Annotated in this window: 18 protein-coding genes; 13 read left to right on the forward strand and 5 right to left on the reverse strand. The window is 51.0% G+C overall.

Features of this window, described 5'->3' with window-relative positions; all coding sequences use genetic code 11:
- Window positions 1-189: 189 nt before the first annotated feature.
- From ACJJIL_RS01625 to ACJJIL_RS01665, 9 genes are all read left to right on the forward strand, one after another.
- Complete coding sequence (locus ACJJIL_RS01625; RefSeq protein ID WP_444934281.1) at window positions 190-1,083, forward strand: hypothetical protein; 894 nt, start codon at window positions 190-192, stop codon at window positions 1,081-1,083.
- Between the two features lie 50 nt (window positions 1,084-1,133).
- On the forward strand, window positions 1,134-1,784 hold the full coding sequence (locus ACJJIL_RS01630; RefSeq protein ID WP_108734664.1) for an MBL fold metallo-hydrolase: 651 nt from the start codon (window positions 1,134-1,136) through the stop codon (window positions 1,782-1,784).
- A gap of 55 nt (window positions 1,785-1,839) precedes the next feature.
- Window positions 1,840-2,454, forward strand: a complete 615-nt coding sequence (locus ACJJIL_RS01635) for a DUF2799 domain-containing protein (protein ID WP_445361050.1) — start codon at window positions 1,840-1,842, stop codon at window positions 2,452-2,454.
- A gap of 83 nt (window positions 2,455-2,537) precedes the next feature.
- A complete protein-coding gene (locus ACJJIL_RS01640) occupies window positions 2,538-2,966 on the forward strand; it encodes a hotdog fold thioesterase (protein ID WP_444892114.1) in 429 nt (142 codons plus the stop codon).
- A gap of 33 nt (window positions 2,967-2,999) precedes the next feature.
- The gene (locus tag ACJJIL_RS01645; RefSeq protein ID WP_444907160.1) at window positions 3,000-3,707 is read left to right on the forward strand and encodes a M48 family metallopeptidase; all 708 of its coding nucleotides are present in this window, start codon (window positions 3,000-3,002) and stop codon (window positions 3,705-3,707) included.
- Between the two features lie 41 nt (window positions 3,708-3,748).
- A complete protein-coding gene (gene rlmD / locus ACJJIL_RS01650) occupies window positions 3,749-5,110 on the forward strand; it encodes a 23S rRNA (uracil(1939)-C(5))-methyltransferase RlmD (RefSeq protein ID WP_445361051.1) in 1,362 nt (453 codons plus the stop codon).
- Window positions 5,111-5,171: 61 nt separating this feature from the next.
- Window positions 5,172-5,540 (forward strand): DUF2750 domain-containing protein, encoded by a 369-nt coding sequence (locus tag ACJJIL_RS01655; RefSeq protein ID WP_108734659.1) that lies wholly within the window; start codon window positions 5,172-5,174, stop codon window positions 5,538-5,540.
- Between the two features lie 55 nt (window positions 5,541-5,595).
- On the forward strand, window positions 5,596-5,970 hold the full coding sequence (locus ACJJIL_RS01660) for a VOC family protein (protein WP_445361052.1): 375 nt from the start codon (window positions 5,596-5,598) through the stop codon (window positions 5,968-5,970).
- A 23-nt stretch (window positions 5,971-5,993) separates the two neighbouring features.
- Window positions 5,994-6,923, forward strand: coding sequence for an SDR family oxidoreductase (locus ACJJIL_RS01665; protein WP_413663457.1), 930 nt, complete (start codon window positions 5,994-5,996; stop codon window positions 6,921-6,923).
- Window positions 6,924-6,929: 6 nt separating this feature from the next.
- Here the strand turns inward: ACJJIL_RS01665 and mnmH are convergent, their stop codons facing one another.
- Window positions 6,930-8,033 carry a tRNA 2-selenouridine(34) synthase MnmH gene (mnmH, locus tag ACJJIL_RS01670; protein ID WP_445361053.1) on the reverse strand — a complete coding sequence of 368 codons (1,104 nt, stop codon included), beginning with the start codon at window positions 8,031-8,033 and terminating at the stop codon, window positions 6,930-6,932.
- A 351-nt stretch (window positions 8,034-8,384) separates the two neighbouring features.
- On the opposite strand from mnmH, the gene ACJJIL_RS01675 reads away from it, so the two are divergent.
- Window positions 8,385-8,975, forward strand: a complete 591-nt coding sequence (locus tag ACJJIL_RS01675) for a hypothetical protein (protein ID WP_413663455.1) — start codon at window positions 8,385-8,387, stop codon at window positions 8,973-8,975.
- A gap of 127 nt (window positions 8,976-9,102) precedes the next feature.
- Complete coding sequence (locus ACJJIL_RS01680; RefSeq protein WP_444958732.1) at window positions 9,103-10,944, forward strand: SLC13 family permease; 1,842 nt, start codon at window positions 9,103-9,105, stop codon at window positions 10,942-10,944.
- 11 nt (window positions 10,945-10,955) lie between these two features.
- On the opposite strand, the gene ACJJIL_RS01685 is transcribed toward ACJJIL_RS01680, so the two are convergent.
- Window positions 10,956-11,402: a CBS domain-containing protein gene (locus tag ACJJIL_RS01685; RefSeq protein WP_282931120.1), complete on the reverse strand. Its 447-nt coding sequence runs from the start codon at window positions 11,400-11,402 to the stop codon at window positions 10,956-10,958.
- Window positions 11,403-11,952: 550 nt separating this feature from the next.
- Here ACJJIL_RS01685 and ACJJIL_RS01690 point away from each other — a divergent pair.
- Window positions 11,953-12,429: a DNA binding protein gene (locus ACJJIL_RS01690; RefSeq protein WP_282931121.1), complete on the forward strand. Its 477-nt coding sequence runs from the start codon at window positions 11,953-11,955 to the stop codon at window positions 12,427-12,429.
- A gap of 169 nt (window positions 12,430-12,598) precedes the next feature.
- On the forward strand, window positions 12,599-13,162 hold the full coding sequence (locus ACJJIL_RS01695; RefSeq protein ID WP_445361054.1) for a SixA phosphatase family protein: 564 nt from the start codon (window positions 12,599-12,601) through the stop codon (window positions 13,160-13,162).
- On the opposite strand, the gene cobB is transcribed toward ACJJIL_RS01695, so the two are convergent.
- The 3 genes from cobB to ACJJIL_RS01710 all read right to left on the reverse strand — a co-directional run bounded on the left by cobB (window position 13,159) and on the right by ACJJIL_RS01710 (window position 17,863).
- Complete coding sequence (gene cobB / locus ACJJIL_RS01700; protein WP_444907167.1) at window positions 13,159-13,869, reverse strand: Sir2 family NAD+-dependent deacetylase; 711 nt, start codon at window positions 13,867-13,869, stop codon at window positions 13,159-13,161. The genes ACJJIL_RS01695 and cobB overlap by 4 nt on opposite strands.
- Before the next feature lie 196 nt (window positions 13,870-14,065).
- Window positions 14,066-15,373, reverse strand: coding sequence for an NAD(P)/FAD-dependent oxidoreductase (locus ACJJIL_RS01705; RefSeq protein WP_444892108.1), 1,308 nt, complete (start codon window positions 15,371-15,373; stop codon window positions 14,066-14,068).
- 207 nt (window positions 15,374-15,580) lie between these two features.
- The gene (locus tag ACJJIL_RS01710; RefSeq protein WP_445361055.1) at window positions 15,581-17,863 is read right to left on the reverse strand and encodes a slr1591 family oxidoreductase; all 2,283 of its coding nucleotides are present in this window, start codon (window positions 17,861-17,863) and stop codon (window positions 15,581-15,583) included.
- Window positions 17,864-17,986 lie beyond the last annotated feature (123 nt).

The following is a 17,986-nucleotide window of genomic DNA, read 5'->3' on the forward strand; positions in this document are numbered from 1 at the left end:
TGTGATGTATCCACACCGGCTCGTAAAGGGATGCATTATTGTGCAGCTTCCCCTCGCGCCACTTTCAGTATTTTTTCGATTTTTCTTTGGCAGTGAGAATGCCCCTTGTGCGGGTTTTCATCAATGTTCATTCAATTAAAAAAGCCGAGCGCTGCGAAGGCGCCGATAGAATAATAAGAAGAGGAAGCCATGGCGGATATCGTAATCCTTGCTGCTGCGGGTATGGGGGCTGTGGATAACACGTTTGCAAAGCCACTGTTTTCGGCATTGGAAACCGAGCTTGGGGAGGAGTGGTCGCGTCTCTACTGCGCTGAATTACCCGGCCTGGAGCACTTCCAGAGTAACATCGAACGCACCTTTGAGAGTATGCAGAAACGCGAGCTGGACTTCCTGCGTGCACGAAAATATTTACTCCTGGGGATGTCGCAGACGGCGGCGCAGTCCGGCAGTGTGGATCGCCGGGATAGCAACTACGAAAAGACCCAGCGCGAGATCTATGCGGCGCTGGCCAAGGCCGCTGATCAGGTTGATGAGCGGGCCCCGGTGATATTGGTCAGCCATTCGGTGGGTTGTATCAACCTATCTAATTACCTCTGGGATGCCCAGCGCCCCAATGTCAGTTGCGGTGTTTGGCGTGATGGTGGTCCCGCAGGCGTTCACAAAGGGTCGGCGCGTGAGAGGTTTTTGCGCCTCAAGACCCTGAGCCATTGGTACACTCTGGGACCGACAATGCCCCTCTGGTGCGCCGATCGACCCCGGGAGCAAATTCAGGCGGTCACCTCCAATTCCCGGGGATACAATTTTCGCTGGAAGAATTTTTATCACCCCAATGACCTGTTTGGCTGGCCCCTTAAACCCCTGAGCCCTTCCTATAACCAGGCGGTGTGCCGTGATTATGAGACTTGTTCACTCAGCGATCACGGCGCTTTGAGTCCAGTGGCTTTTCCCTCGCCCCCTGAGGATTACTGGCGGAACCCGATAGTTGTTGAGCAGCTGATAGAGGATGTGCGCTCCCTGCTCAAGACAGTGAATAAGCCCGCTCATCGGCATCCACAACCCTCTCAGCAGGCTCTCGCGGTATAATCCCCAATTACCTCAACAGTCTCCTGTAAAAGATGAAGGGCCGCTCTCTTATGTCGCTGCAATATCACCTGGTTCCGGTTACTCCTTTCCAGCAAAACTGCTCGTTGCTGTGGTGTGAAGACAGTAAGCGCGCGGCTGTTGTCGACCCCGGTGGCGATCTCGATAAGATTCTGGCGGCGGTGGAGGAGCGCGGTCTCAAGCTGGAGAAAATCCTGCTGACCCACGGCCACCTGGACCATGTAGGGGGCACTGCGGCGTTGTCCAAGCAGCTCCAGCTGCCGATAGAGGGGCCGCATAAAGGCGATGATTTCTGGATTCAGCAGTTGCCCATGCAGGCGCAGATGTTTGGTTTCCCCGCTGTCGAAGTATTTACTCCAGACCGCTGGTTGGAGCAGGGAGATACGGTTACTGTAGGGGATCAGGAACTGGAGGTACACCACTGCCCGGGCCATACCCCCGGCCATGTGATTTTCTTCCACCGCCCCAGCCAGTTGGCTCTGGTGGGAGATGTTTTGTTTGCCGGTTCGATCGGGCGTACGGATTTCCCCCAGGGAGATCACGATACCCTGATTCGCTCTATCAAAGAGCGCCTATGGCCGCTGGGTGATGAGGTTCAATTTGTACCGGGGCATGGCCCCATGTCCACTTTTGGCCAGGAGCGCCAAACCAATCCTTTTGTCGCCGACAAGCGCTTTGGTTAAGTGATACCTGGATTCCAATAACAGGCGGGAAGTACAGCGCCGGGAGTCCCATTTTATGTTTGCAGGAAAAATACGTCTTTTTCTCGCCTTGCTGGTGCTGGGGTTAAGCGGCTGCGCAGTAATTTCCGAAGAGGAGTGCCGCGCGGGGCTCTGGTATGAGCGGGGCCTGCAAGACGGCGCTCGCGGTCGCTCACAGTCGCTGGTGTACGATATTGCCCAAGAGTGTGACAGCTACGACATGCATGTGGATAGCGATGCATGGTTGCAGGGACATGAAGAGGGTGTAGAGACTTACTGCACTGCAGAAAATGGCTATCACCAGGGGCGTAGGGGGCGGAATTACCAAGGGGTTTGCACTGGCCCTACTGCTGATTTGTTTTTACAGAATTACGAGCGCGGTCTCGCCGAATACCGTGTTGAGCAGCATTACCAGCGCCTTTTGTGGCGCCGGGATAATTTAGAGCGCGAGTTGCTCTCCCTGCATTACGCCTATCGGAACACTGATAGTGAAGCCCAGGCCCAGGCATTGTACTTGCAGCGCAGCCGCCTTCGCTGGGAGCTGCGGATGTTGGATATGGAGTTGTTTCGTTATGGCTTGTTTGGCCCCACTCATTTAACGCCCGGCTATTATCCCCCCGGATTTTTTTCTGCCAGATTATTTTATTGGTAAGTAAAAAAATTTATTGGTCCTGAATGTAAGTAAAGAAGTCCGGATTAATGCTCCGGTATTACACGCACAAGAGATTTATTGTAATGGCAATTTGGCATTTAGATCCTTCACTGGAAGAACTGAACCAGGGAATATCCCAGTGCATGCCCGGCTACCTGGGAATGGAAATTACGGAAATTGGCGATGATTACCTGGAAGGGACCTTGCCCGTAGATCATCGCACTCGCCAGCCCTTCGGTATTTTGCATGGTGGTGCCAATGTCGTATTGTCGGAGACGCTGGGTTCCATAGGTGCCAACCTATTAGTGGATACCGATAAATTTTATTGTGTCGGTCAGGAAGTTAATGCTAATCATCTGCGCCCTGTCCCTGAGGGGGAGGTTCGCGGCCGTGCAAAACCCGTGCATATTGGGCGCAGCAGCCAGGTGTGGGAAATTCTGATCTATGCACCCAATGGGAAACTCAGTTGTATTTCTCGCATTACCATGGCTGTTGTAGCTCATGGTGCATAGTATTATCTCTTGGGTTGCGTGTGGAGATCCCGCTTGAAACAGGCCCAGGATTTTATTTTTGAAGATATTCCCTATCGCTTGGTGCGTTCGAGCCGGCGCAAGCGACTGGGACTGGTACTGTCTTCCGGTGGTGTGGAAGTGCGAATTCCACAGCGTTGTGCAGCCCGTTATGGGCATGAATTCCTGCAGGAAAATATCCAGTGGGTGAGAGCGCAGTTACTCGCAGCCGACCGGCGCGCTGCGCAGGTGCCGCAATATCAGTACGCTTTTGGTGAGAGTTTTCCCTGGCTGGGACAGCAGCTTCCCTTAGAGCGTGCAATGAGCAGTAAAAGTGCCGGTATTGGCGATGGTGCCATCGGGCTTTATACCCGCTATCTCCAGCCCGATGGCACGCAGCTGCAAACCGCTTTACAACGCCTTTACCAGCGGGAAGCATTGGCATTGTTAACGCAAAAATCCCATGTGTTGGCCGAGCAGCTGGGGTTAAGTATTTCATCAGTAAAAGTCCGTCGTACCAAAAGCAAGTGGGGTCACTGTAGTATCCGCGGTGAGCTGCAGTTTAACTGGCTTGTTTGTCTCGCTCCTGAGCCGGTGGTGGATTACCTGGTGGCCCACGAGGTCTGCCATTTGCAACACCATAACCACAGCCGCGCTTTTTGGGATTTAGTCCAAAGTGTGTGCCCCAGATTTAAAGAGTTGCGCCGCTGGTTGCGCGATAACGGTCACTGTCTGACCTTGTAACTTTTCTATTCTTTAGTTGTACTGAATTCTCCCAATTAATTATGAGTAAGAAGCCCCGTTTTATTACTGGCCGCAAGCGAGTTAAAAAAAACTTGCCGAGCCGCGCTGAAGCGACAATAGAAAAATTTAGTCACGATATGCGCGGTATTGCCCGGGTGGGTGGCAAAACGGTGTTTATTGATAGTGCCTTACCGGGAGAGCAGGTTAAATTCCGCTATACCGCACGGCGCGGCCGTTTTGATGAGGGAATTGTTGAGGAAATCCTATCGGCTTCAGCGGATCGGTGCGCGCCGCAGTGCGCCTATGTGGATTCATGTGGAGGCTGTTCGGTTCAGCACCTGGAGCCATCAGCACAAATTATTGAAAAGCAAAAAATTCTTTTGGATCAGTTGTCGCGCTTTGGTGGTATTGAACCCGAAGAAATACTGCCGCCGTTAACCGCTGATGCCTATGGTTATCGGCGCAAGGCCCGTATCGGCATTCGCAGATTGAAAAAATCCCAGGGTGGTGAGTTGCTTTTTGGTTTTCGAAAAAAGCACAGCAATGATTTGGTAGATATTGATGAGTGCCCGGTACTACATACGAAAATTGCCGAACATTTAGGATCGCTAAAAAAACTTGTTGGCGAAAGTGAAGGCCGGGCAAACTTTTCTCATCTGGAAGTGGCGGTTGGAGATGATGTGACAGCTCTGGTGCTCCGCCATTTAAAGCCCCTGTCAGATAAGGACTTGGCGCTCTGGTTAGCATTTGCTAAAAGTACTGGTATACACCTGTATATACAAGGTGGCAGTGATGCTTCACTGGAGAGAATCTGGCCGACAGAAGGAGCTGCTGATCTAAGTTATCAGTTGCCGGAATTTGACCTGACGTTGAGATTTAAACCGCAGGATTTTGTGCAGGTTAATTTTGCGATAAATCGGCAGATGGTGAGTCGAGCCGTTGAGTTACTCGATCCGCAACCCTCTGAGCGCGTATTGGATTTATTTTGTGGGCTGGGGAATTTTACCCTGCCATTGGCGCGTCGTGCAGCGGAAGTGATCGGGGTCGAAGGTGTCGGCGCTTTAACTCAACGGGGTGAGGACAATGCCGCTTTGAACCAATTACAAAATGTGCACTTTTATTCTGCCGACCTGAACGAAAAAATGGCAGGTGCGCCTTGGGCTGAAGCAGGCTTCAATAAAATCCTGTTGGACCCACCGAGGGATGGCGCTCTGGAGGCTGTGCGCGGATTGGCGCGATTTTCTGCCAGCAGGATCGTCTACGTCTCCTGTAACCCGGCCACCCTGGCCCGGGATGCCGGTGAATTGGTGAAGTTGGGGTACCGGTTGAGTAAGGCGGGTGTCATGGATATGTTTCCCCATACCGATCATGTTGAGTCGATGGCAGTATTCGACAGAATTTAGGGCCTATTGAGGCCGGGAAAACTAACGTAAACTGCGGTAAAACCGTTTAAGCGAAGTTGTTATGCAAAGCGAAACCCTAACCGATAATTTTGAAGATAATTGCGCGCGCTTTTTGCCTGAAGCTGTAGGCCAGGGCTGCGTCTGGGCCCTGCAGGGTGAGGAGGGCTTTGCACTTTGTGAGTCTGAAAAGCGGGCCGATACCGAGGTTATGCCCTTTTGGTCGCAAAGAGAATTTGCACAAGACCACTGCGAAGGAGACTGGGCTGACTATGAGGCAGTGGCAATTGACCTGGAAGAATTTATGGATGACTGGCTCACCGGCATGCATGAAGATGTCTTATTGGTGGGGATAAACTGGAACGCCGAACTGGAAGGGGTTGAGGTGGAGCCCCTGGACCTACTGGAGCAGTTGGAGCAAGAGCTGCAATAAACTGCGCCATAGTGCCCCACCCAGTGGATAAAAATTACTCAACGGGGTGTCTCAAATGGGGCAGATTCTTGGCTTGCGCAAAACAGTCTACGGAGTTGCCAACATTACCGAGGCTGTGGCTTGGTATACGCAGGTACTCGAACAGAAACCCAGCTATGAAAGCGATAGCTATGCGGCATTTAGTATTGGTGATTGCGAGCTCGGATTAAATGCCGATGCGCGCAGTGCGATCAGCCGGGCCGATGGTGTAGTTGCTTACTGGCAGGTTTTGGATTTGGCCGCGCAGATTGAGCGACTCGGCACTATGGGGGTGCGGCAGCACACGGATGTAGAGGAAGTTTCTGGACGTGTACTGATGGCGAGCTTTCTCGACCCCTATGGCAATGTTTTTGGATTGATTGAGTACCTGCAAACGCCCATTGAGAGATAGGACCATTAAACGGAGCAGTTCCTGTGGATAAGCCGCCCATTTCCAGATTTCGTTCCCCCAATCGAAGTTTTGCTGCGGAAAGCCTTGCGCAAATTGGGCGGGGTTATGTGGTTCCGGATCGAGTGGCTTTAATTACCGGCTGCTCAAGCGGTATTGGGCGGGAGCTGGCTTTGGCGCTACATCGCCGGGGAACCATAGTGATTGCCACGGCGCGCCGCCCGGAAAGTTTACAAGAGCTGGCAGACCTGGGAATTGCCACAGAGGCCTTGGATGTGAATTCCCAGGCGGATATCAATCGAGTGGTTCACGCAGTAAAAGCGGCATACGGGCGGCTCGATATTTTGGTCAATAACGCCGGTTACGGTCAGATGGGGCCGCTGCTGGAACTGGACACGCGAGCACTGGAAAAGCAGTTCCGAACCAATGTATTTGCCCCTCTCGCTTTGATTAGGGCCTGTGTACCTTTAATGCGTTCGGAGCAGGGCGGAATTGTGTGTAATATCGGCTCGGTTTCCGGGGTAATGCCCACACCTTTCTCTGGTGCCTATTGTGCTTCTAAAGCGGCCCTACACTCCATTTCTGATGTTTTGCGACTTGAACTAAAACCCTTTGGCATTCGGGTAATGACGGTGCAACCCGGCGCGATCGCATCGGAATTTGGTCGCCACGCTGAGACATCCCTGCGCGGTCTTTTGCCGCCGGACTCCCTGTATAAACGGCAGGAAGAGGCGGTTAGGGCCCGTGCCCAGGAGTCCCAACAGAATGCTACATTGGCAAGCACACTGGCCAAAAAGCTGGTGCGTGAGCTGCTGCGAAAACGCGCTCGTCCTTTGGTGCGTATTGGCAACCGCAGCAGCCTGTTGCCCTGGATGGCACGCTGGCTGCCGCGCAGTTTTAGGGACTGGTTTTTAATGCGGAGATTTAAATTAAATCGCCTCGCTCACAAAAGCTGAGGATTGTTATTCTGGTTTTTGCAGTGAGTGGTTGGACTCCTTCAACCACTGTTGTACTTCGTTGTAGTTGCCTCGATACAGAATTTTCTGTTCCGATTTCTTCATAAGATGGTCGTAGCTGCCGTCATAGTATTCTTGCAACAGTGACACGACGACAGGGATGTACACATCACTATTATTCGTTCTCAGTAATTCTTGGTTAGCTGAAGCTAAGGCTTCGTTGAGCTGCTTGTAGCGCAGCCCTCCCAGGCGTTTACTGATTTTATTGAGATTGAGATGTAATTCTTCCCCCAAAGATTCAGCTGCTGATTTTTCACCGCTTTTAAAGCGCTCTAAGCCCTCGTGAACATAATTTTGCACAATGCGCTGTGCCCGTGTTTCCAATGGCTCCTCGACAAGAACCCGGGGAGCGGCCTTCATGGCGGTTTGCAATACTGGAGGAAGTGCGCAGCGTCCAATTAGACGGCTTTCATCTTCAATAGCAATAGCACCTGTCTGCTGGGAAAGCTTCAGCAGGTCGATACTGATCTGATTTTCAAAATCGATTTGTGAAGGTTGGCTACTACTGGTGCGGCCAAAGCTAGAACCTCGATGTTTTGCGATCCCCTCAAGGTCGATATACCGCCGCGCAGCCTGGATTAATTCCGTTTTGCCACTGCCGGTGTGACCAGCAACAACGATAAAGGGCAGTTGGGTACAATACTTTTCCAGCTCGTTTAACAGGAACTGCCGCATGGCTTTATAGCCACCCTCTACTATCGGGTATTCAATATTATTCGAGCGTAGCAGTTTTTGTGTCATTCGGGAGCGCAAACCGCCTCGGAAACAGTAGAGGTAACCTTGGGGGTGTTTACGTACAAATGCGCTCCATTGTGAAAGACATAAGCTTCGCACTTCATCTGTTGCTAAACGCCAGCCAAGGTCAATTGCTGCTTGCTGGCCTTTGTTCTTGTACTCAGTCCCGATTAGTTCACGTTGGTGATTGTCAAGCAGGGGGTGATTTCTTGCGGAAGGGAAAGCGCCGCGAACAAACTCAACTGGGGCGCGTACGTCCATCAGCGGAATATCATTCAGGAAGATGTCCGTGTAATTCGCAGTATCGGTCCGCAAGGTAGCACTCCTGCTTATTTAGAAAATAGGTGGTATTTGATTGTATCTCCATTTTCTTTCCAGGCCTATGGCAACTGAAGAAGCTGCCTGTAAATGCAATATATGATGTGCTTAGCGTTAGATGACAGTTTGATATTTACACCGGAAATTAATGCTCAGTATGAGAGAATACTTTTTTAATTTATTGCTCGATAGCTCAGTGTTTACATTTACTTTTTGAACCTAATGCGATTCCAGGTCACAGAAGGTAAATCTTAGCTTTCCTGAATTATTGCAGCTGATTTAAAAATCCTGGAAGCATTTGGATTACATAAGGGGCGGGTTGCTCCTGCATGTATAGAGGATAAAAACGTGGCTAAAAAATATATCTATATCCCGATAAATAGCGATGAAATGCAGGAATATGCGGAGGGGTTGGCGAAAGCCTGGGGCATACCGGTGAATCAAATCCTGGCCAATAAAGTAACCTCCGGTTTTGGAAAAGCCATGTATCGGTGGGTGAACCAGTGTTTGAGTAAGCTGAATCCTGCCGATACCCTTTACATCGTAACCCATGGCACGGGTGCAGGGGATGGACAATTTATTGGTGCTGAGCGCTCCACGAGTAACAACAAGCAGAAAAAAGTATATGTAAACGGCATGCCTAACTGGCAAGGAGGAGAGTGGAAAACCTACACGCCTCGACAGCTAGCAGATACCTTGGTTAAAGAGGGGCTTCCCGCTAATTTCGTTAATTTACATGTTTGCGCCTGTGGTTCCGGCTACGATGGAGAAAAGTTAAGACCTTGGGCCCAACGCTTGCGCCAGGCGATGGTTGGCACCTATAGAAATATTCAGGTCACTGGATATAGAGGCTGGTTCTCCTGCAGTACTGCCAGGGTTTGTATTAAAGTAGGTACTCAGTTTTATCCATTGGAAGAACGGGCAGTTACTTTCTCCTGAATTTTGTACCCCTAATGGAGCTGGGGTTATGGCGTAGAAGTGCGCTCCATCTAGTTTCCCGGGTATACCCTGAATAGATAGCTGAACAGAAATCTGAGCAGCTTTTATATTCAGGGATATCTTTTTCATGACTGTTGATCAGTTACTAATCCTGATTATTTTAAGTGTCACTATAACCCTGTTTATATGGGGGCGGTGGCGCCACGATATGGTTGCTTTAGCAGCCTTATTGACTTGTGTTTTTACCGGTCTGATTCCCCCGGAAAATGCTTTTATTGGTTTTGGGCATCCAGCGGTCGTGACTGTTGCTTGTGTGTTAATCCTGAGTCGCGGCTTACAAAATACCGGTGCAATGGATGCACTTGCACAACGAGTTGTCCGCAAAAGCGGGAGTATCTCAGTATCCATATTGTTACTCATTGGGCTTGGCGCGTTTTTATCGAGCTTTATGAATAATGTCGGCGCGTTGGCTTTATTAATGCCCGTGGCTGTGGATATGGCCGAGAAACAGAAAGTGGCACTGGGGAGGGTTTTAATGCCCCTGTCTTTCGCAACGATTCTGGGGGGAATGACCACACTGATAGGTACACCGCCAAACCTGGTCGTTTCCGGTTTTCGGGCGGATTCTGGCGCCGGTAGTTACGGTATGTTTGATTTCACCCCGGTGGGTCTGGCAGTTGCGATAGCTGGAGTTTTGTTTATCGCATTCGTTGGATGGCGCTTGGTGCCTACGCGCAACCGAACGGGGGCCTCCTCCTTTGAAACTGGCACATATTTAACAGAAGCACTTGTTGAGGAAAAAAGCGTAGCTGCCGGCAAGAATCTACGTGAAATTTCCAAGATGCTGGGAACAGAAGATGCCCAGGTTGTGGGTGTCGTACACAATGATGCCAGGGTCTCTCCCGCGACTCCCTGGCATAAAGTAAATAGCGGTGACATTTTGGTCATTGAGGCGGAGCCGGAGAGCCTTGCCACCTGCTTGTCCAATCTCAGTTTGAAAACAGTGGGAGCCCTTGGGGCAGATTCATCGGGTAAGGCTCGACAATCGGGTAGCAATAATACCGAGAGTGATTCTCAGAATAAGCCCCCAATAAAAGCGCTGGCGGATCGTACCGAAATGCAGCTGCGAGAGTTGGTTGTCATGCCAGACTCCCCCTTAGTGGGACGCCCTATGAGGTTTTCACGCCTCGCAGCGAGATACCAGATTCACTTGCTAGCACTCTCGCGCCAGGGGCGCCGCTCGGTGCGCCGGTTGCGTTCGACACCATTACTCGCCGGCGATGCTTTGTTAATGATGGGGGCTGATAAAAACTTATATAGCTTTGCGCGGGAAAAAGGCTGTGTGCCTCTGGCCTCAAGGGATATTAGCATCCCCAACAAGGAGAAGGCGGCCATTGCCTTACTGGCGATGGTGCTTGGTGTCGCGGGTGCAGCATTTGGCCTGTTACCAGCTGCGATCTCGTTTGCCACCTGTGTATTGGCTTTTATGGCGTTGAAGATAGTGCCGTTGCGAAATGTTTATGACTCAGTTGATGGGTCCGTAGTCGTGCTATTGGGCACTCTGATTGCGGTTGCCGATGTGATGGAGTCAACGGGAGCTGCCGACCTGATAGCTCAGGTTTTATTGGATGTCCTGGCTCAGGGTAGTGCTGTTTTGGCCCTGGGGCTGATCCTGGTGGTTACCATGACCCTGTCTGATTTTATGAATAATGTCGCTACTGCGGCTGTGATGTGTTCAATTGCCATGAGCACCGCAGAACAACTGGCGGTGAACCCGGACAGTTTCCTAATGGCTGTCGCAATTGGAGCTTCTTGCGCATTTCTGACGCCGGTTGGGCACCAAAATAACACCTTAATTCTGGGGCCGGGAGGGTTTGAGTTTGGTGATTACTGGAAAATGGGGCTGCCACTAGAATTATTGGTACTGGTTGTGAGTATCCCCATGTTGCTTTGGGTTTGGCCCTTGTAATCGCGGTGAGCTTAAGCAATAGAATCGTCTACCGGCTGGGCCAACTCTGCCATGAACTTACTACAAAAGCGCAGAATATCAGTCACAGTTACAATTCCAACCAGCTCGCCTTCCCGCATAACCAGTACAGAGCCAATACTGGTATCGGCCATAGCTAAGAGAATTTTATCCAGCGGGTCGTGGATATCTGCGATAAAGGGACGTCTGGCACATAGGTCATGTACATAGAGCTGCTGCTCTTCTAGACGGTGTCCTGGTGCATTGGCTCTTTCGATATCCCCTCGGGAAATGACCGTCTCCAAGTCGCCTGCACGTGTTACCGGCAGGTGGCGTACTTTGTGCTCCTCCATCATTGCCAGAGCATCCTCTACCGTGGCATTGATATCGATATGGTAGGGAAATGGCGTCATCAGAGCGGCCAAAGTCGGTATATGGTGGATATTATTGTGAGTGGACATAGTATGATCTGGGTATCCAATTGTATTTGGCAATATGCTCGATTACCGTTACACAGCGACTAATTTGCAATTGACGACTGCAGCTACAATATAGCTAATTGCGCTCCCTAGGGATATCCTTTTAAGATTGCAGATATGGCCGCCTTTGTTACACTTTTTAGCCCTTATTTTGAATTATTCCTATTATATTCAAAGGTAGGGACACAAATGGTTGATATTTGCCGGTGAAAGATTATTATTCGCGACCTCAGTCGAAAAATATAATCAGTGATTCGGAGTGTTTGCCGAACCGAGCTGAAATCGGCTAGTTTTTAATAATGTATTTGCCGAATATACCTAACACCAGAACTACACGATGTGTAGTGGTATCTACTCATGTATATCGGGCAATTCATAATATGCCGGACTAAACATCACTAAATTGCTTGCCATTGGCCAGCCATGATGTTTGTTGATTTTTTACACGGTATATCCGAAATAACAATCTGTGTCGCCCAGCGCCACAGATATATCTCTGTGTTTTTTAATAACCGTCGTTGAGGTTTATTGAATGTTTCAGGAATACGAACAACTTGAACAACAAATCGCCGAACATCAGGCAAGAATCGAAGAGTTACAAGAGCAAATGGCTCAGGCTGAACGCAAGAAAGATGGCGTAATTGCCTATGATAAAGCACTGGTAAACCTTGCTGCTGAATACCACATGGATGAAGAGGAGTTCTTCGTTGCCCGTGGCCAGCAAATCGTTGAATGGTTGGTAGCACAGCTGGGTGATGAAGATCCTGCAGACTACGTACAAACCCTGAAGGCTCGCGTTGCCCGTCACCTCAAGAAGGAAGGGGACAGCCCCCGTCGCGGCCGTCGTGCAGCACCGGCAGCAAAGGCAGCAGAGCCCAAGCTGGAAACTGGTCACTATCGCAACCCGTATACCGGCGCTACTGTTGAAAAGAAAAAGCGTAATCCTAAGGCCCTGAGCCAGTGGATTGATGAGTACGGCCTGGACACCGTAAAAGAGTGGAAAATCTAATTCTGGATGACCACTCATTTGATGCCGGATATCCGGCATCAAATATTTTTTTAAAAATCGTTCGATTTTAATTCATCGCATTATTTGGCATTTTCGCCGCATCCTCTCTTTACTTACCTTATTATATTCAGCATATGTCTGCGCCGTTATTTACCTGGGAGTTTATACTGTGCTTTCAAGACTTAAGTTGTTTATTTTCTGTACACTTTTTGTTCTGGTTGGGGCTTCAAATAGGGTTTTAGCCGACTCTTCTGAGTCTCAGGTTATTTACTTGATACGCCATGCAGAAAAAGAGAAGGGGCCCGGGGTGGGTCGCGACCCTCATTTGACTGAGGCGGGCCAGCAGCGTGCACGGCAACTCGCATATATTCTTGGGGGAGTGGGTATAGATGCTATCTATAGCACTGACTACAACCGCACCCGGGAAACGGTTGAGCCACTGTCAAAAGAGCTGGGGCTTGAAGTGGAAATTTATAACCCCAGAGATTTAAAAGAATTTGCTAACTCTTTGCAGCAGGCGGGAAATCGAATTTTAGTGGTTGGGCACAGCAATACCACTCCAAAACTGGCGGAATTGCTCGGCGGTGAAAAAGGGCGACCTATTCGAGAGGCCAGTGAGTTTGACCGACTCTATATCCTTGTGCGTGATAAAGAGGGGGTAACCACTTTGATACAGCGCTATGGCCCGATGAAATCCTCGCAGACTGAAAATGCAGTTTCAGAGTCATCTTAATTAATAATTTCTTTTATAAAAGTATCGACTACCTGTGACGCCAGTCCGTGGCGGTGTTCCTTGAAGGCATCGCCGACACTACTGCGCTCCAGGTTCAACTCTATGGTGTGAGCTCCAGCCTGATTGGCACATTCAACAAATCCCGCTGCTGGATAGACGTTTCCAGATGTGCCAATGCTGATAAATAGGTCGCAATCGGACAACGCCTGATAGATAGTTTCCATTTCCAGGGGCATTTCTCCAAACCAGACCACATGGGGGCGAAGGTTTCCCGCCTGCTGACAACAACTACAGGTATCAGTTATCGAAAGGTCCGAATCGAGGGGATATAGTTTTCCGCTCCTACGGCACCGTGCTTTTAGTAGCTCTCCATGCATATGAATCAACTGCTCACTGCCCGCGCGCTCATGCAGGTTGTCAATATTTTGAGTAACCAGTAAGTAATCCCCTTGGAATTTCTGTTCCAGTTCGGCCAGGGCGAGATGGGCGGGGTTGGGATGGATATCTGCAGATAGCAGCTGCTGGCGGCGTTCATTGTAAAATCTATGTACCAGTGCCGGATTGCGATCAAATGCCTCTGGCGTTGCGACATCTTCCAGGCGATGGTTTTCCCACAGGCCGTCGGCACCGCGAAAAGTACCTATGCCGGATTCAGCTGAAATTCCTGCGCCGGTAAGTGCAACGATTTTTTGATACTGTTTTTTCATTTTATATTTTCACACAAGTGCATTGCCTGGATCTTCAGAGGAGCTCGCATTCAGCTCAGAGGTCTTAATTGATGGGCTGGTGTGACTCGTAATGTTACCGCCCTGGCACTTCCATGTGCAGGGTTTTATTGGTCGTGCTATTAGTTAGTTTTGCACTAACTGTCTAATATCCCCTTAGCTCCATGGGATCGATACTTTAGTGCATCTTGAGCTTCGGCTTCACAAACCGGTTCGCCTGCCCGATTAAGTAGAGCAGCATAGCTCTCGGCCAGCCGTGGATTGCCGCCAAGTGCATACGGTAGAGCGAGCGATAGGCAAGGCCAGCAAGGCGTCCTTCTACGGTAAGACTGCCTTTAACCAGCGCCCCCATCAGGTTGCCAACGGCAGTGTATTGACTGAGGGATACCAGAGAGCCTCGATCGCGATAATAAAAATGGTGCAAAGGTCTATCTTCAAATAGGGCAATAATATTGTCGCCAACCAGGGTAGCCATTTGCTGTGCTGCCTGGGCGCGCGGAGGCACTCGCTGGTGATTGCCGTCAATGCAACTGGCGCAGTCCCCCATGGCAAATATCTTTGCGTCAGTTTGGGTCTGCAAGGTAGTTTCCACTTCGATTTGATTGAGTCGGTTGGTACTGAGACCATCCAGCTGGGTGAGGAATCCCGGAGCTTTGACGCCGGCAGCCCACACTCGGATTGCGGCTGGGAGTTCCCTGCCACAGGAGGTGGTAAGTCCACGTTCGTTTGCTGAAGCAATATGGTGGCCGGTAAGGATATTAACCCCCATCTTGGCCAGTTCGCGTTCAGCATTATTTCCAATTCGTTTTGGTAGTGCTGGGAGTAGGTGCTCACCCCCTTCTATCAAGGTGATTTCCATCGCATTGGGACGAATGCGTCCATAGTTGCCGACTTGTTTTACGGCATCCACCAATTCAGCAGAGAGTTCTACACCGGTTGCACCGCCGCCAACGATTGCCACTTTTAACTTATCATCAACATGTGTCTCCAGCCGCAGGAAACGATTGAGAAGGTTTTGGTGAAATTTTTGTGCTTCGTTGCTGCTATCCAGGAAAAAGCAGTTTTCTCTGACGCCGGGAATATGAAAGTCGTTACTATGTCCGCCGATACACAGCACCAAATAATCGTATTCCAATTCCCTCGCGGGTACTAACTCGCTACCGTCTTCATCATTAACAGGTCCGAGCCCGACTACTTGTCGTTCACGATCCAGGGACTGCAGGCTACCCAACTGAAATTCATAGCCGTGAATGCGGGCATGCACCTGATAATTCAGTGCATCCATATTGGCATCCAATGCGCCGGAGGCAACCTGATGTAGCAGTGGTTTCCACAGGTGGGTGCGATTTCGATCAACCAGAGTAACTTGTGCAGCGGGGGACTTGCGGCGGCGCTTAAAGAAAGGGGTAAAAGAAAAATATTGACCGAGCCGTGTAGCCAAATGCAGGCCGCTGGCACCGCCGCCAATAATGACGATCTTTTTCATAGGGGTCTTCCTGTCGATTGCTAAAAGCCGACTCCCCAATCTGTGAAGACCTTTTTTGGTATCGGGAAATATGTCACCGATGTTTTTTCTAGCGCCAGTATGTCGCGCTGAAAGACAGATGACAAGTTAACAGAGTCGGTGAAGGCCTCTCTCAATAGAAATCATACAAAGCTCATAACCGGTTGTTGTTCCGGTTTCGCAAAATCCTTAAACCTGGCCTGGTACAGTCTCGTTGTCCTGTGAAATTAGCGCTCGCCAGTCTGCTGACTTGCGCAAGTGTACGCTCACTTCTGGATTCTGTGAGTCCGTCACTACACCGATAATTGACGCCTGGGTGTAACCGCGCTCTAGCAGTGCGCCCACGCAGGCTTCGGCTTGCTCAATAGGAACAGCAGCGAGGAGTCCCCCGCAAGTCTGTGGATCGGTAATCAGCGACCACTGGGGTAACCGCTGCCACTCCTGGGGGTTTTCCACAAAGGCGTAGGCATTGGCATTTTGCGGTTGCAGGCTGGATAGCCATCCGCGCTCGATACAAGTGGCGGCGCCGGAGATTAGTGGTAGATTCTCAGCGATCAGTGTCGCGCTTAACCCTTCAGGGCCGAGCATTTCCAATAGGTGGCCTAGCAGGCCAAAGCCGGTGACATCTGTCAGCGCATTGGCGTTGTGGCGGGCAAATATCTCTGCGGCGTCGGCATTGCTATGCAACATGGTTTCCAGCGCCTGCTGCAACCATAGGCCTTTAGCCTCACCCGCGCCCTCTGCTGCCAGGATAGTGCCTACGCCCAATGGCTTGCTCAGGATCAAGCAGTCTCCCCCACGGGCACCCGTTTTTTCCAGGAGTTGCTCCCGCTCGGAAAATCCATTGACGGTTAAGCCCATTAGCATTTCAGAACCTTCGGCGGTATGACCGCCGGATAGGACACAGTGGTGTCGGTTCAGCTCGTGGATGGCGCCTGCGAGTAACTGCTGTAGGTCTCGCCGGGTAATTTCGCCAGCAGCTGTAGGCAGGGTCGCAAGGATTTGTGCGGTGGCGGGGCGAGCATTCATAGCAAATAGGTCGGATAGGGCGTGCAGAGCCGCCAGGCGACCAAATATCCACGGATCATCTACAGGTGCACGCAATTGGTCGGAGCTTTGCACTAATAAATGATTAGCCGGTAGGTCCATAACTGCGGCATCGTCACCGACGCCCTTTAACAGGTATTCCGAATGCTGATCCGGAAGGGTCGCCAGCGTGCGGCGCAGGATGTCGGCTCCAACTTTTGCGCCACAGCCATTACAGCGCATAGGAGATAGAGAAGAGCCTGAGCGCTGGTCGACGATGTCTTTGGTTTTGGCAGTGTGATCAGCCATGTCCATTGGCAGCTCACTGAAGCGTCGCATAAATGTGCGGTCGATAGAGTCTTTCCATCGCCACATCAGACCGCTTGCAGCGGCGAAGCCATTTCGAACTGCCACAGCCCGCTTGCCACCACAGGAGAGCAGGCTGAGAAAATCTTTTTGTGGCCGGTATTGTTTTAAGCGGCGTCCGGTCAGGGAGGCGCGCAGATTGTGAAATAGAACTGGCCCCTGGCGAACGGCGTAAACTCCGGCCTTGGGTAGAGGCTCTGGGGCGAAACTGGCCACATCACCAGCTGCAAAAATGTCTTCCCACCCCTGGGCGCGAAGTGTTTGATCTACCACCACAAAGCCTTTGTCATCGAGGGACAGGCCCGAGTTGGCCAGCCAAGGGGGGGCACAGGCATTGGTGGTGAGTATTACCTGATCGAGGGGCAGGCAGTCACCGCTCCCATTAACGACACCCTGTTCGGTAATTTCATTAACGGTCCAGTTATGGTGTAACTGAACGCCTAGCTCTTGCATCTCCTTTGAGACTAATTTGCGTGCTCTGACGGGATAGCCCTGGGGAATTGCGGCGGCACCATGAATCAGGTGAACCTCTACCTGCTTTTTCTTAACGGCATCTTGTAAAGCGTGCGCCATTGCCATCGACAGCTCGCAGCCTCCGGCACCGCCGCCGACAACTCCCAAGCGGAAGGGCGAGGTGTTTTCACCAACCTGTTTTTGCAGTTTTTGCCAGAAACGGTAGAAATGCCCGATAGGCTTTACCGGGATTGCCAATTCGGAGCCCGGTAACTCGCGGGCGGGAGTCGCACCGACATCCAAAGAGAGCAGGTCGTACTCTACCGGAGGCCTGCCCAATAGGGATACGGTGTGATTTTCGATGTCAATTTCGTGTGCACAGGCTTGTATAAAGCGGGCACCAGCGGCCCGGCAGAGCCTGGCCAGATCTATATGAGTGTCTTCCAGGGAGTAATGGCCCGCAACCATTCCGGGCAACATACCGGAGTAGGCGGTTTGCACCTGGGGAGAGACCAGGGTCAGACGCGCGCCTGGCAGAGGCTTCATGGCCCACATTTGCAGCACAATAGCATGGCTATGGCCGCCGCCGACCAAAAGGATGTCCTGGTAGTTTGGATGCTCCTGCATGTCTACTCACTGGCTGGGTAACAGAAAAAATGAGAGGCGGTAAGGATACTGGCTTCCCAAACTTCCGCGCCGCGCAAATACACCCCTGGATAAATAGTAGACAGTTCGCATTTGACTGCGAGC

The sequence above is a fragment of the Microbulbifer maximicatervae (SeqCode) genome, from assembly GCF_052468095.1.

What these genes read in the sequence shown, in the direction of transcription:
- ACJJIL_RS01640 (WP_444892114.1), top strand. Translation starts at nt 2,538, where the DNA reads ATGGCAATTTGGCATTTAGATCCTTCACTGGAAGAACTGAACCAGGGA.
- ACJJIL_RS01655 (WP_108734659.1), top strand. Translation starts at nt 5,172, where the DNA reads ATGCAAAGCGAAACCCTAACCGATAATTTTGAAGATAATTGCGCGCGC.
- ACJJIL_RS01660 (WP_445361052.1), top strand. Translation starts at nt 5,596, where the DNA reads ATGGGGCAGATTCTTGGCTTGCGCAAAACAGTCTACGGAGTTGCCAAC.
- cobB (WP_444907167.1), bottom strand. Translation starts at nt 13,869, where the DNA reads ATGAAAAAACAGTATCAAAAAATCGTTGCACTTACCGGCGCAGGAATT.
- ACJJIL_RS01710 (WP_445361055.1), bottom strand. Translation starts at nt 17,863, where the DNA reads ATGCAGGAGCATCCAAACTACCAGGACATCCTTTTGGTCGGCGGCGGC.
- ACJJIL_RS01685 (WP_282931120.1), bottom strand. Translation starts at nt 11,402, where the DNA reads ATGTCCACTCACAATAATATCCACCATATACCGACTTTGGCCGCTCTG.
- ACJJIL_RS01705 (WP_444892108.1), bottom strand. Translation starts at nt 15,373, where the DNA reads ATGAAAAAGATCGTCATTATTGGCGGCGGTGCCAGCGGCCTGCATTTG.
- ACJJIL_RS01690 (WP_282931121.1), top strand. Translation starts at nt 11,953, where the DNA reads ATGTTTCAGGAATACGAACAACTTGAACAACAAATCGCCGAACATCAG.
- ACJJIL_RS01630 (WP_108734664.1), top strand. Translation starts at nt 1,134, where the DNA reads ATGTCGCTGCAATATCACCTGGTTCCGGTTACTCCTTTCCAGCAAAAC.
- ACJJIL_RS01635 (WP_445361050.1), top strand. Translation starts at nt 1,840, where the DNA reads ATGTTTGCAGGAAAAATACGTCTTTTTCTCGCCTTGCTGGTGCTGGGG.
- ACJJIL_RS01680 (WP_444958732.1), top strand. Translation starts at nt 9,103, where the DNA reads ATGACTGTTGATCAGTTACTAATCCTGATTATTTTAAGTGTCACTATA.
- rlmD (WP_445361051.1), top strand. Translation starts at nt 3,749, where the DNA reads ATGAGTAAGAAGCCCCGTTTTATTACTGGCCGCAAGCGAGTTAAAAAA.
- ACJJIL_RS01625 (WP_444934281.1), top strand. Translation starts at nt 190, where the DNA reads ATGGCGGATATCGTAATCCTTGCTGCTGCGGGTATGGGGGCTGTGGAT.